Annotated in this window: 8 protein-coding genes; 4 read left to right on the top strand and 4 right to left on the bottom strand. The window is 60.7% G+C overall.

From position 1 onward, the window contains the following. Nucleotides 1-32 precede the first annotated feature (32 nt). The 3 genes from FBZ93_RS38690 to FBZ93_RS38680 are packed head-to-tail and all read left to right on the top strand — an operon-like array spanning nucleotide 33 to nucleotide 6,425. Nucleotides 33-1,343, top strand: a complete 1,311-nt coding sequence (locus FBZ93_RS38690) for an NHLP bacteriocin system secretion protein (protein WP_146992912.1) — start codon at nucleotides 33-35, stop codon at nucleotides 1,341-1,343. Continuing rightward, on the top strand, nucleotides 1,336-3,537 hold the full coding sequence (locus FBZ93_RS38685; RefSeq protein WP_146992910.1) for an NHLP family bacteriocin export ABC transporter peptidase/permease/ATPase subunit: 2,202 nt from the start codon (nucleotides 1,336-1,338) through the stop codon (nucleotides 3,535-3,537). The genes FBZ93_RS38690 and FBZ93_RS38685 overlap by 8 nt, the downstream gene beginning before the upstream one ends. After that, nucleotides 3,534-6,425 (top strand): NHLP bacteriocin export ABC transporter permease/ATPase subunit, encoded by a 2,892-nt coding sequence (locus tag FBZ93_RS38680; RefSeq protein ID WP_146992909.1) that lies wholly within the window; start codon nucleotides 3,534-3,536, stop codon nucleotides 6,423-6,425. Before FBZ93_RS38685 ends, FBZ93_RS38680 begins: the two co-directional genes overlap by 4 nt. A 107-nt stretch (nucleotides 6,426-6,532) precedes the next feature. Here FBZ93_RS38680 and FBZ93_RS40985 read toward each other — a convergent pair whose 3' ends face one another. Continuing rightward, on the bottom strand, nucleotides 6,533-6,706 hold the full coding sequence (locus FBZ93_RS40985; protein WP_157863303.1) for a hypothetical protein: 174 nt from the start codon (nucleotides 6,704-6,706) through the stop codon (nucleotides 6,533-6,535). 1,110 nt (nucleotides 6,707-7,816) lie between these two features. On the opposite strand from FBZ93_RS40985, the gene FBZ93_RS41810 reads away from it, so the two are divergent. Continuing rightward, on the top strand, nucleotides 7,817-7,939 hold the full coding sequence (locus FBZ93_RS41810; protein WP_283806591.1) for a hypothetical protein: 123 nt from the start codon (nucleotides 7,817-7,819) through the stop codon (nucleotides 7,937-7,939). A gap of 36 nt (nucleotides 7,940-7,975) precedes the next feature. On the opposite strand, the gene FBZ93_RS38675 is transcribed toward FBZ93_RS41810, so the two are convergent. From FBZ93_RS38675 to FBZ93_RS38665, 3 genes are read right to left on the bottom strand one after another with little or no spacing between them, the layout of a single operon-like run. Further along, a complete protein-coding gene (locus FBZ93_RS38675; RefSeq protein WP_146992907.1) occupies nucleotides 7,976-8,974 on the bottom strand; it encodes a formate dehydrogenase subunit gamma in 999 nt (332 codons plus the stop codon). A 42-nt stretch (nucleotides 8,975-9,016) separates the two neighbouring features. Next, nucleotides 9,017-9,613 carry a formate dehydrogenase FDH3 subunit beta gene (gene fdh3B / locus FBZ93_RS38670; protein ID WP_066511431.1) on the bottom strand — a complete coding sequence of 199 codons (597 nt, stop codon included), beginning with the start codon at nucleotides 9,611-9,613 and terminating at the stop codon, nucleotides 9,017-9,019. A gap of 12 nt (nucleotides 9,614-9,625) precedes the next feature. Then, nucleotides 9,626-12,574 carry a formate dehydrogenase subunit alpha gene (locus FBZ93_RS38665; protein WP_146992905.1) on the bottom strand — a complete coding sequence of 983 codons (2,949 nt, stop codon included), beginning with the start codon at nucleotides 12,572-12,574 and terminating at the stop codon, nucleotides 9,626-9,628.

Raw genomic sequence — 12,574 nt, 5'->3', positions numbered from 1 at the left:
CATTCAATCAATTAAGTGCTTTGCGTGCTGATATGTCCACCTCGGAAGCGCTTCGCCAACCGGAGAATAGGAGTGCGAGCTCCGAGCCGCAACGGGCATTTCGGGCGACGGCACTCGATCGCGCGACCTCTCCCGAGCAGCTTGATCAGCTTGTCGTCGTCACCAAGCCTGCCGACTGGATTATCACGGTCGTTTTCCTCGTTGCGGTGGTGGCTGCGGTCGTGTGGGGCATTTTTGGACGCGTGCCTACCCGCGTCTCCGGCGAGGGAATCCTGATCAGCAATGGCGGCAAGGTGGTCGACGCGGTGTCGGCCGCTGCTGGCCGGCTGCAGTCCGTTGCCGTCGCAATCGGCGACCACGTCAACGTTGGTCAACCGATCGCCCAGATCGTTCAGACCGACATTGAGCAGAAGCACAAGGCGGCGGTCGAAGTATTGCAGGAACGCCAACGCGAATATAGCGACCTCAAGTCGAAGGTCGCGGCCGAGCTCGCCGCCAAGAGCCAGAATTTCGAAAAGCTCGAAGCTGCGCTCGAACAAGTCATCAAGGCGACCGCCCAGCGCATTGACTATCTGTCAGTCGACGTCAAAAACCTCGAAGGTTTGCTCGCGAAAGGCTACACGACGCGACGCACTCTGGAGGACCGGCGCCAAGAGCTGGCCGATGCGCAGCAGCGCCGCCTCGACGCGCAGAACGAGATTCTCAAGCTCAAGGCGCAGAAGACTGACCTGGAGACACAACGCGAACGCGACGTTCAGCAGTCCGAATTCACCCTGAACGAAGCGGGCCGGCAGGTGAATGCCGCCGCCGAGCAGCTCAGCCAGAATACGCAGGTCCTCAGTCCGATGGACGGCCGTGTCCTCGAAGTGAAAATCTCTCCCGGTTCGGTACTCACGGTCGGGATGCCCGTGGTCCAGATCGAAAGCGAGGGCAGCGGGCTCCAGGCCATCGTCTATGTCCCGGCTGAACACGGCAAGCAGATCAAGTCGGGGATGCTGGTTCATCTCGAGCCGAGTACGGTAAAGCGGGAAGAGTTCGGAATGATGCTCGGCACGGTCTTAAGCGTCTCCGACTTCCCGATGACGCCTCAAGGCATCAGCGCTGCGCTGCACAATGAAAGCCTTGTCTCTCGCTTCTCTCACAATGGCGCACCATATGCCGCTGAGGTGGCACTTCAAGGGGATGATTCCACTGCGACCGGCTATCGCTGGGCCGTGGGCAAGGGACCTACCACTCATTTGACGAGCGGGACGCTGGCGCGCGCGGAAATCACAACACGGCTGCAACGACCGCTCGATCTAGTGATCCCCTTTATCAGGCACCTCACGGGAATTGATGGATAGGCCCTCTCCTTCGTCGCCAAGCGCGCGACTCGGTCGCTTATCAGGACTGCTGCGCAAAAGGGTCGAGCGGACCCCCGTCGTCTTGCAGATGGAGGCGGTCGAATGCGGCGCCGCGGCGCTCGCGATCATTCTCGCCTATCACGGCGCCTGGATTCCCCTGGAGCAACTCCGCATCGCCTGCGGCGTGTCGCGCGACGGAAGCAAGGCCAGCAATATCGTCAGGGCGGCGCGGCGCTATGGCCTTGTTGCGAGAGGGTACAGTGTCGAGCCGCCGGCGCTGACCCAGCTTCCGACGCCCTGCATCATCCACTGGAATTTCAATCATTTCGTGGTCCTGGAGGGCATCAAGGGCGGGCATGCCTTTGTCAACGATCCTGCGACCGGCCGCAGACGCATCAGCATGGCCGAGCTCGATCTTGCCTTCACCGGAGTGGTGTTGGCCTTTGAGCCCGGCGCAGAGTTCAGGGTGGTCGGCAGCAAGCCTGACGGGCTCCGGCTGCTGCTGCGAGAGCTGCGTCACTCGAGGGCGGCAGTTGTTCTGCTGGTGATCGCAAGTGTCGCGCTTGTCGTTCCAAATATCCTTGCCGCCGGTTTTTCCAAGATTTTTGTCGACAATATTCTCATCCAGCACAGCAATGGCTGGCTGATGCCGCTCCTGATCGGAATGGCGTTGACGGCGGCTTGCCGCGCCGTGATGGTCGCAGTTCGTCAATCGGTGGTGCTACGGCTGCAAGCCAAGCTCTCTGTTGTCATGACCAGCCGCTTCCTCTGGCGTGTGATGGCGCTGCCGCTGGAATTCTTCAACCAGCGCCATGCCGGCGACGTTGCCAACCGCGTCGCCTCAAATGAACAGGTCGCGCGTCTGTTGTCCGGCGGCATTACGATGAACGCGCTCAGCTTGACGTCGGTGCTTCTGTTCGCTGCTGCGATGGCGGTCTATGACATTAGCCTGACGGTGCTGTGTGTCGCAATCGCCTTCCTGAACGTTCTCCTGCTTCGCCTGGTCGGAGCACGACGGCAGGACCTCAGCTACCGGCTCGCGGTCGAACAGGGCAAGCTCCTCGGTGCCACGGTGGGCCTGGTGCGCACCATCGAAACCATCAAGGCGAGCGGCCTTGAGGATGATGCGTTTGGCAAATGGGCAGGCCTTCAGGCCAACAACCTGAACGCTGAACGGAGTCTCGGTGCATCGGCCATCATCATGGACATGGTGCCGACGCTGCTCTCCGGGTTGATGGTCGCCGCGATCCTTGGGCTGGGTGGTTTGAGGGTCATCGAGGGCTCGCTGACGCTCGGCAGCCTGGTTGCATTCCAGTCGCTCGCGGCGAACTTCTCGGAGCCATTCGAGAATCTCGTCAACTATTTCGGCAGCTTGCAAACCATCAAGGGCGCACTCGAACGACTCGAGGATATTCGCAAGTATCCGCTGCGGCCCAACTCGCCCGGCAAGGTTATCGATAGCGTTCCGCCAAAGCTTGCCGGCAGGGTCGAGCTTCGCAACATCAGCTTCGGCTACTCGGTTCTCGAAACGCCACTGCTGGACGACCTGTCGCTGACGATCCCTGCGGGATCACGGGTGGCGCTCGTCGGAGTCTCCGGCAGCGGAAAATCGACGCTCGGCAAATTGATCTGTGGGCTGTACGAGCCGTGGGCGGGAGAAATTCTGTTCGATCGATGGAAGCTGGCGGACCTTCCACCCCAGGAGTTCGCCAATTCCGTCTCCTATGTAGACCAGGATATATTTCTGTTCGAGGGGAGCGCGCGCGATAATCTGACCCTTTGGGATACAACCGTGGATGAGCGCGACTTGATCGCCGCGGCGCGGGATGCGCTGATTCATCACGACCTCGCCACGCGTCCCGGAAATTACGACTGCCACATCAACGAGGGCGGCGGCAATTTCAGCGGAGGTCAACGCCAACGTATCGAGATCGCCCGCGCGTTGGTCTGCAATCCGTCAATTCTCGTCCTGGATGAAGCAATGGCCGCCCTCGATCCGATCACGGAAAAGGCCATCGACGACAACCTGCGACGTCGGGGCTGCACATGCATTATTATCGCACATCGCTTGAGCACGGTGCGCGATTGCGACGAAATCATCGTGCTAGAGCATGGCCGGATCGTGGAACGCGGTACCCACGAACAGCTTGTCTCGCTCCAGGGCGCCTACGCAAGGCTCGTGATAAGCGAATGAGCAACTCCATCGCCAAGGATGAGTTTGCGACCGGACGGCCGACGGCCCCCTCGGCCACTCGCCGCGTGGCGATCGATCCGCGGCATCCCATTCTCCTCAACGAACGCGATCAAGTACTGGAGGTGAGTGCGGGCCATGTCGACATCTTCGCCGTGGAGACGAACGGCGTCAGACATCATCTGCTTCGATGCGAAATTGGTGAAGTCATATTGGACTTGCACACGGCCTGTGAAAGGTCGGCGGCGATCGGGCTGCAGCTGGTAGCAGTCGGGGGCCCTGACGCCGAGGTCATCACGGTCCCGCGAAGTGAGATCGCCTCAGACCGTTTGTCCAACTGGATAGCCCGGTTGTCGATGCTTGCGGCCGGCTCGGCCCGATCGGACAACGCTTCCGAATTGATCGGCGGCGAAACGAGAGACCTGCATCCGGGCGAGCGCTGTCGCGGTCCGAAGCGGAACATCGTGTGGGCCCGCATCGAAGCAGGAAGCGTGAAGCCTCTGGATCTCGACCTCGTCTTCGAGGCCGGAATAGTCCGCATTCCGCTCACGGCGGAGGTCTGGCTGAAAGCCGGCGAGAGCGGATCCAGGATCATGGCGGAGTCGAACGCGCCCGAATTACCTCTGGTCTGGCCGGCACTTGATCGCTTCCATGCCGTGATTGCCGCCAGTCTGGAGCGGTCACTGGGACATCAACGGTCGTCGGAACGGCAGCAGCTCGCCCGGCGAGCGGAACTTACCCGCGCACGGACACTGGATGCCCTTGAGCGTCTATCCGAAGTTATCACCGCGCCGAGCGGTCGCGCGCAGGTCGAGCTGGATGCCGGCGATCCCCTGCTCGCCAGTTGCCGCCTCGTTGCGGACGCGTTGGGAAGCTCGATCACTCACGCGAGCCGAACGCATCCCGCAGGCCAGAACTTCGACGAGGTTCTACAAATCGCCCGCGCATCACGACTGCGAGTTCGCCGCGTCAAGTTGCGCGATCGCTGGTGGAGCTCCGATGCCGGTCCGCTGCTGGGATGGCATGGCCCCGAAAGCGCCCCGGTCGCTCTAATCCGGGACCGGCATGGCCGGTACACGATGATCGATCCGAGACAGGGGCGGCGCCAACCGGTCAGCAGCTCGGTTGCAAACGATCTCGCGCCGGAAGCGGTCAGCTTCTACAAGACCCTGCCGGCGCACCCACTCCGCTATCGTGATCTGTTGTCATTCGCGACCGGAGGCCTCTCCGGCAGCATGGTCCGCATGATCCTCCCGATCATTGCCATCGGGTTGCTCTCACTGATACCGCCGCTGGTGACGAATCTGCTGGTCAACTCCGTGATCCCCCGCACGGAGTTCGACCAGCTCGTCGTTTGCGCGGCAGCGCTCTCCATTACCGCGATCGCGATTGCGGGACTACAGGGAATGCAGGGACTGGTCACGCTCAGGCTCGAAGGCCTCCTCGATTACAAGCTCCAGGCCGCCCTAATCGATCGCCTGCTCCGGTTACCGGCGTCGCTGTTTCGCGACTACACCACCGGAGATTTGGTCGACCGCTCGATGGGGATTGAAGCGACGCGCCAGATCGTCACCGGTCGGACCTTGCGAGGCTTTACATCGGCGCTGTTCGGCATTTTCAGTATTGGGCTCATGCTCTACTATGACCTCAGGCTCGGCAGCATTGCGCTCCTGCTGATCGCCCTGCGGGCGGCCGCGATCGTCGCAACAAGCGCCGTGCGAATCTACTACGAAAGCCAGCACTTCAATCTGCAAGGCAAGGTCAGCGGATTTGTGCTGCAACTGATCGCCGGTGTCAGTAAGCTTCGCGTGGCGAACGCCGCAAGTCGCGCGCTGGCGCGCTGGTCGGGACAATTCGCTCTTCAGAAGCGCTACTTCATCGCCTCGCAACGAGCGGCTAACGTTCTGGTCGTCTTCGAGACGGCCTTTCCCCTGCTGGCCACCTTGACCATTTTTGCGATCGCCTCGCGCACCAACAGTCAGCTCTTGGCTGACCTTGGCGCCTTTCTCGGTTTTCTCTCCGCGTTCGGCCAGACCACGGCAGCGATCGGCAACATTGCCTCGAGCATGAGCGAATCCCTGGTGGTAATCCCCCATCTCACCCGGCTGAAGCCGATCTTTTCCACTGCCGCTGAAATCACAGAAGATCGACGGCCGTCGGGCGAGCTCCTGGGCGAGATCGAGTTCTCCGGCGTTACCTTCCGCTATATCCAGGGTGGACCGATCGTCCTTGACGACATCACCCTGCGTGTTTCGAGAGGGGAATATGTGGCGATTGTCGGCCCTTCGGGCAGCGGGAAATCATCGCTGTTGCGATTGCTGCTGGATTTCGAACGACCGGAAGCCGGGACGATCTTCTATGATGGCAAGGCGCTGAACACGATCGAGACCAATGACGTGCGCCGCCAGCTCGGCGTTGTGCTGCAAGACACCAAGCTGGCAACGGGTAGTCTATACGAAAACATTTGCGGCGGCGTCGACCTGACGCTGGACAAAGCCTGGGAGGCCGCCCGGCTAGCGGCGCTCGACGCCGATATCAGGCAGATGCCGATGGGTATGCACACGCTCGTTGCGGAAGGCATCAACACACTGTCAGGTGGACAGCGCCAGAGGGTCCTCATTGCCCGCGCGTTGGCACGTTCGCCACGCATCCTGCTTTTTGACGAAGCAACGAGTGCGCTCGACAACCAGACGCAGGCGATCGTCGGAGCATCGCTGGAACGGCTGAGCGTCACGCGGATCGTCATTGCACACCGGCTGAGCACAATCCGCCATGCGGACAGAATCGTGATGCTGGTCGGTGGCAAGATTGTGCAATCGGGAAGCTATGACGAGCTGACGAGCGGAGCCGGCGCATTTGCAGAGTTCGCGCGGAGGCAGCTTATGGCCTGATAACGGATGGAGGCAACTTGCTGCGCGATCGCTGCGCAGCAAGTCTTTGATTCACTGCGCCGCGTTGTGTATCGCCGATCGCGTGACAGTGCAGATTCCAGCGAAGATCAGAAAGGCCAAATCGACTTAACGATACCTTCCACGGCGCCGATGACCTGCTTGATTCCGCGAACCAGGCCGTGACCGCCATTACCCGTGCCGGTGCCATTGCCATCACCGTCCGCGCCGCCGACGACACGATCGAGGGCTTCCATCGACATTTCATGGTCGAACTTGTTCATAGCCATTCTCCTGTTTTCGGGAGGGGCCATCCCCTCGATCCGTGATCACATACATACGGGGGCGTCCGGCTGCTCGCTGTGATCAATGTCACACAGGGTTTACGCCGCGGCAAGCACCCATCGTTCTTGAGTTCGACGAAACGGAGCGCGTGAATGTCTCGCAAGAGGTGCCAAGCTTCCTGCGTCCGATAACCGAGGCTGCTCGTCGTCCGTCACTCACCCTACGCACCGAACGTTGTGTCATGCGCATCGGCCACTTCATGTCGCCTGGCCGGCTTCAGATGGCCTGCTCACATTTGCTATCACAAGGCTTTTCGTGATCTCCCGGTGCACACGTCGTGCACACATAGCCCTCTAACCGCTTGAGAAACCGAAACTCTCATTCCAATCCATCATAGACCAATTTGATCCAGCTCGAGCAACCGAGGTCCATCGAGACCCAAACGACGATGGGGATGCTCAGGTCCTCTCCGTAGGTTCAATTCCCGGAGATGCAACCATCGATACCAACATTCAGCTCGGCTTGCGATCTAACCGACGGTTTTCTCCTTTCGAGTCCGACGCCGAGCGGCGCTCGAGCTTTCTGCACCATGTTCTTGAACGGGAAAATCCGTCCTGCGACTCCACGTTCCGAAGCTACGGTTCGCACGGTGACTACGGGCGACATCGCAGAACTAGTCGCGACAACCAATGTAGCGCCATGTTCATGCTTTGCCGTCGTTTCAGAGAGCTGGATACAGTGGAGAGGCAGTGCGCCGGAGAGAGCCAACCGCACTGAAAAACTTGAGCTCTCGCTCCAATCCATCACCGCAACGGAAAATCTCCAACGCAAGTCATTAATTTCGCTGATCTATTTTGTCCCGCCCGGCCTCTATGTAGTTGGACGGATTGAGGAATTTGGCACGATCCGGCTTGCACAGATTGCTTCTTCTAGGATGATATATGCACCGATTGGAAGCAAAATCGCGCCTTCGGATTCTCAGTGCACACGAGGATGCGTGTGCACAGGCCACCCGCACAGCGCGCATCAGTCGGAGGGACAGCGCAGCGCTATCCGCGATGAGCCGTTTTGTGTAAGCTCACGAAATCCCGGTTTTTGGGAGAACGGCGATGAAGTCCTTTTTGCTCGCCTGTGCGGCCGCCATTGTTCTGGCAGCAATTGGGGCCGCGGTTTTAAACCGCGTGCAGGAGCCGGTGCAACAGGCCTTTGCAACGACGGGCGTGCGCCTTTAGTGGGACGCGCTAAACGTCTGGGGCTGCGTGCGCCACCTACTCCGCGGCAGTGGGCTGTGTTCGCGCGTCGTTTGCACCGGTCCGCGCGTTCTCCTGTTCGAGCCAGAGACTATGGTGCTCCTTCGCCCAGTTGACGTCGACGGTGCCGCTACCCATCGCCTCGAACGCCCCTTCCATGCCTATCGTACCGATATAGATGTGGGCCAGCATCACCGCCATGAACAGCATCGCCACGGTGGCGTGGACGACCTGCGCGAGCTGCATCCCTTCGATACCTGATAGATAGAACGGGAACATCAGCTCATATCCGGTGGCTGCCACCAGGCCCCCGCCAATCACAACGATCCAATAGATTGCCTTCTGGCCGGCGTTGAAACGATAGGCCGGCGGATGATCGTGACCCACGATGCCGCCGCCGCGCTTGAGCCAAGCGGCATCCACCTTATTCGGTATATTGCCGGCGAGCCACATCAGGAAGATCAGAACGACGCCAATCGTGAACGGGAAGCTTAGGTAATTGTGCGCATATTTCGCCCATTGCGACCATTCGGAAAACGCTTCGTGACCCATCAAGGGCAGAAGCAGCGTACGGCCGAAGGTGACGTTCAATCCCGAAAGCGCGAGAACGATGAAGCAGGTCGCCGTCATCCAGTGCACGAAGCGTTCGAATGAGCTAAAGCGCACGAGGGTCCGGCCCGAACGACCGCTCTGAAGCCGCACCATGCCCCGGGTCAGATAGAAAATGATCAACGCCGCAAGCATGCCAAGAATGGCGACACCGCCTATCCAGTGCAGCGTCACGTTCCGGAACTCACGCCATTCACGGCCTGCCGGCTGCTCGAGCACGCCGGAGCGCTGGTCGGGGATGCTGACGCGTCCCTGGACCCTGTTCAGCTCCTGGAGAAGCTGCTGCTCCTTGACTGAGCTCGCTGTCGGGTTGACCTGCTGGGCGATGGACGGTGAAGCCGCGCAGATGAGCAGCAGCAGCACGCCCGTGCCAATCACGAGACGGGCAAATCGTGCAAAACACACCATCAATTCCTCCCGATACTGGGCAATCGCTGGCGATGTGGTCTTTCAGGACTCGATCGTCTCGCGATACGCGGTCTTCCAGCCCCAGGCGCCAGAGCCGTAACCGCGCTTCATCACACGCTCCTTGTAGATCTGGGCAATGATTTCGCCGTCGCCAGCAAGCAACGACTTGGTCGAGCACATCTCGGCGCAGAGCGGCAACTTGCCTTCGGCGAGACGGTTTGCGCCGTATTTCTCGTACTCCGCCTTGCTGCCGTCGGCCTCGGGCCCTCCGGCGCAGAACGTGCACTTGTCCATCTTGCCGCGCGAGCCGAAGTTGCCGACCTTCGGATATTGCGGCGCGCCGAACGGACAGGCGTAGAAGCAATAGCCGCAGCCGATGCAAAGGTCCTTGGAATGAAGCACGACACCGTCGGCCGTCGTGTAGATACAATTCACCGGGCATACCGCCGCGCATGGGGCGTCGGTGCAATGCATGCAGGCCATCGAGACGGAACGCTCGCCCGGCTTGCCGTCATTGATGGTGACGACGCGGCGCCGGTTGATGCCCCAGGGCACCTCGTGCTCGTTCTTGCAGGCGGTGACGCAGGCATTGCATTCGATGCAACGGTCGGCGTCGCAGAGGAATTTCATACGTGCCATGGTCGTTGCTCCTTATGCCGCCGCGATCTGGCAGAGAGTGACTTTGGGCTCTTGCATGCCGGTCGCCGGATCGTATCCGTAGGTGGTGATCGTGTTTGCGCTTTCGCCGAGCACGATCGGATCGGTGCCCTTCGGATAATTGCCGCGCAGATCCTTGCCTGCGAACCAGCCGCCGAAGTGGAAGGGCATCCAGGCGACCCCCTTGCCGACGCGTTCGGTCACCAGCGCCTTCATCCTGGCGCGCGAATTGTTTTCGGCGCCAGTCACCCAGACCCAGCCGCCATCCTTGATGCCGCGATCGGCGGCATCAGCCGGGCTGATCTCGATGAACATGTCCTGCTGCAATTCGGCAAGCCACGGGTTGGTGCGAGTTTCTTCGCCTCCGCCCTCGTATTCGACGAGACGCCCCGACGACAGGATGAGCGGGAATTGCTTCGCGATGCCCTTCTCCACCGCGGCCTTCTGCACGGAAAAACCGATGTTCGGCAGGCGGAATTGCTTGGCATCGGGCAGCGTCGGATATTTTGCAACCAGATCGACGCGCGGCGTGTAGATCGGTTCGCGATGCACCGGAATGGGATCGGGCAGGCCGAACGCGTTCATGCGCGCCTTACCGTTTCCATAGGGCACACAGCCGTGTTTGAGCGCTACGCGCTGGATGCCGCCGGACAGGTCGAGGGACCATGAGACCGCATCCGGATTGGCGGAGTTGATCTTGGTGATGGTGGCCATCTCCGCCTCGCTGAGATCCTTGTCCCAGCCGAGCTTCTTCAGGCTCGCCAGCGTGAATTCCGGATAACCGTCCTTGATCTCCGAGTCCTTGGAGTAAGAACCGTCCGCAAGCAGGCTCACCTTGCGCGTGGTGCCGTCAGGCAGCTTCTCCTCGCGCTCGATGCCGAAGCGCGGACGGAACGTGCCGCCGCCATCCATCACACTCAGGTTGGTATTGTAGAGCAACGGAGTGCCGGGATGGCGCACCTCGGGCGAGCCCCAGCACGGCCACGGCAGACCGTAATAATCGCCGCCGACTTCCGGATCGTCCTTGGGCGCCCGCATGGTCAGGAAGTCGAACTTGGCCTGGTTCTTCATGTGCGCCTTGAGACGCTCGGGCGACTGTCCGCAATAGCCGGTCGACCAGCTGCCGCGATTCATCTCGCGCAGGATATCTTCGGCCTCCGGCAGGTTGTTCTCGACCTTGATATTTTTGAACATCTTGTCGACGAAGCCGAGTTTCTTCGCCACGAGGTACATGACTTCGAGGTCATCCTTCGATTCGAAGATCGGCTTTACGATCTGCTCGCCCCACTGCAGCGAGCGGTTCGAAGCCACGCGCGATCCCTTGCACTCGAATTGCGTGGCAACCGGAAGAATGTAGACGCCGTCCTTGCGTCCCGCCTCGACCGACAGCGATGCCCAGGTGGTTGGATGCGGGTCGGCGATGACGAGCAGCTCGAGCGCCTTCAGACCATTAAGGGATTCCGGAACGCGCGTAATGCTGTTGCTGGCATGTCCCTGCACGAACACCGCGCGCACGTTGTCCTTCTGCGCGACCTGCTCTTTCGGCAGGGTTGCCGCGTCAAACCAGCGGGTCAGCGGGATACCAGGGGTTTCCATGATCTGCTTGGAGTCGAAGCGCGACTTCAGGAAGTCGTAGTCGACCTCCCAAACCCGTGCCCAGTGCTTCCAGGCACCTTCGGCAAGGCCGTAGTAGAACGGCAGCGTGACGATATCGAGCCCGACGTCGGTCGCTCCCTGCACATTGTCATGGCCGCGGAAGATGTTGGCGCCCATGCCCGGTCCGCCGACATTTCCAGTCATTAGCAGCAGGATGCAACTCGCCCGCACATTGGCGGTGCCGACTGTTTTCTGGGTCTGCCCCATGGCCCAGATCAGCGTCGACGGCTTTTCCGTCGCGAACATCTTGGCGACACGCTTGAGCTGTTCGCCAGGAATGCCGCTGACGCGCTCGACTTCCTCCGGATTCCATTTCTCCACCTCTTTGCGGAGATCGTCGAACCCGTAGACCCGTTGCCTGATGAACTCCTTGTCCTCCCAGCCGTTCTGCAGGATGTGCCACATGATGCCATAGAGCACCGGGATGTCGGTACCTGGCCGCATCCGGACATACTCGGTCGCGTGGGCCGCGGTCCGTGTCAGGCGCGGATCGATGACGATGAAGTTTGCTTTTTGAAGCTCCTTGCCCTCCAGCAGATGCTGTAAAGAGACCGGATGCGCCTCGGCCGGATTCCCGCCCATGATCATCTGGGTCTTGGCGTTGCGGATATCGTTGTAGCTGTTCGTCATCGCACCGTAGCCCCAGGTATTGGCCACGCCGGTGACGGTCGTTGAGTGGCAGATGCGTGCCTGATGGTCGGTGTTGTTGGTGCCCCAGAATGCGCCGAGCTTGCGGAAAAGATAGGAGCCTTCGTTGGTCATCTTGGCCGATCCGAGCCAGTAAACGGAGTCAGGACCGGACTTTTCACGAATTTCGAACAGCTTGTCGCCGATTTCGTTGACCGCGGTGTCCCAGGAAACGCGTGTCCACTGTCCGCCCACAAGCTTCATCGGATAGCGCAGCCGACGCTCGCTGTGCACGAGCTCGCGCACGGATGCGCCCTTCGCACAATGCGATCCGCGATTGATCGGAGAATCCCAGCTCGGCTCCTGACCAATCCAGACGCCGTTCAGTACCTCCGCGGTCACGGTGCATCCCACGGAGCAGTGCGTGCAAATGTTCTTGCGAACCGCCGCCCCGGATGTGAGCGGACCTGCTATCGCCGCTTTTGCCGTCCGCACGCTGCCGGGCGGCAGCGTGGTCAACGCGGCGAGCGCCCCCCCAGCAAGGCCCGATCGGCGCAGGAAAGCGCGGCGGTCGAGACCGCTCCGTTGTCCGGACAAGCCTGCCGCGATGGATCCGCTTGAGGTGATTGCGGAACGCTGTTGTGTTCTCTTGATCAGCAC

Source organism: Bradyrhizobium macuxiense, assembly GCF_007993935.1.
In the GTDB taxonomy this organism is placed as follows: domain Bacteria; phylum Pseudomonadota; class Alphaproteobacteria; order Rhizobiales; family Xanthobacteraceae; genus Bradyrhizobium; species Bradyrhizobium macuxiense_A.
Note: the sequence above shows the minus strand (reverse complement) of the source record. Positions and strands in the feature narration are given on the sequence as shown.

Bases quoted from the DNA above. Each gene is read 5' to 3' on its own strand.
- FBZ93_RS38685 (WP_146992910.1), top strand. From the start codon at position 1,336: ATGGATAGGCCCTCTCCTTCGTCGCCAAGCGCGCGACTCGGTCGCTTA.
- fdh3B (WP_066511431.1), bottom strand. From the start codon at position 9,613: ATGGCACGTATGAAATTCCTCTGCGACGCCGACCGTTGCATCGAATGC.
- FBZ93_RS38675 (WP_146992907.1), bottom strand. From the start codon at position 8,974: ATGGTGTGTTTTGCACGATTTGCCCGTCTCGTGATTGGCACGGGCGTG.
- FBZ93_RS41810 (WP_283806591.1), top strand. From the start codon at position 7,817: ATGAAGTCCTTTTTGCTCGCCTGTGCGGCCGCCATTGTTCTGGCAGCA.
- FBZ93_RS38690 (WP_146992912.1), top strand. From the start codon at position 33: ATGTCCACCTCGGAAGCGCTTCGCCAACCGGAGAATAGGAGTGCGAGC.
- FBZ93_RS40985 (WP_157863303.1), bottom strand. From the start codon at position 6,706: ATGAACAAGTTCGACCATGAAATGTCGATGGAAGCCCTCGATCGTGTC.
- FBZ93_RS38680 (WP_146992909.1), top strand. From the start codon at position 3,534: ATGAGCAACTCCATCGCCAAGGATGAGTTTGCGACCGGACGGCCGACG.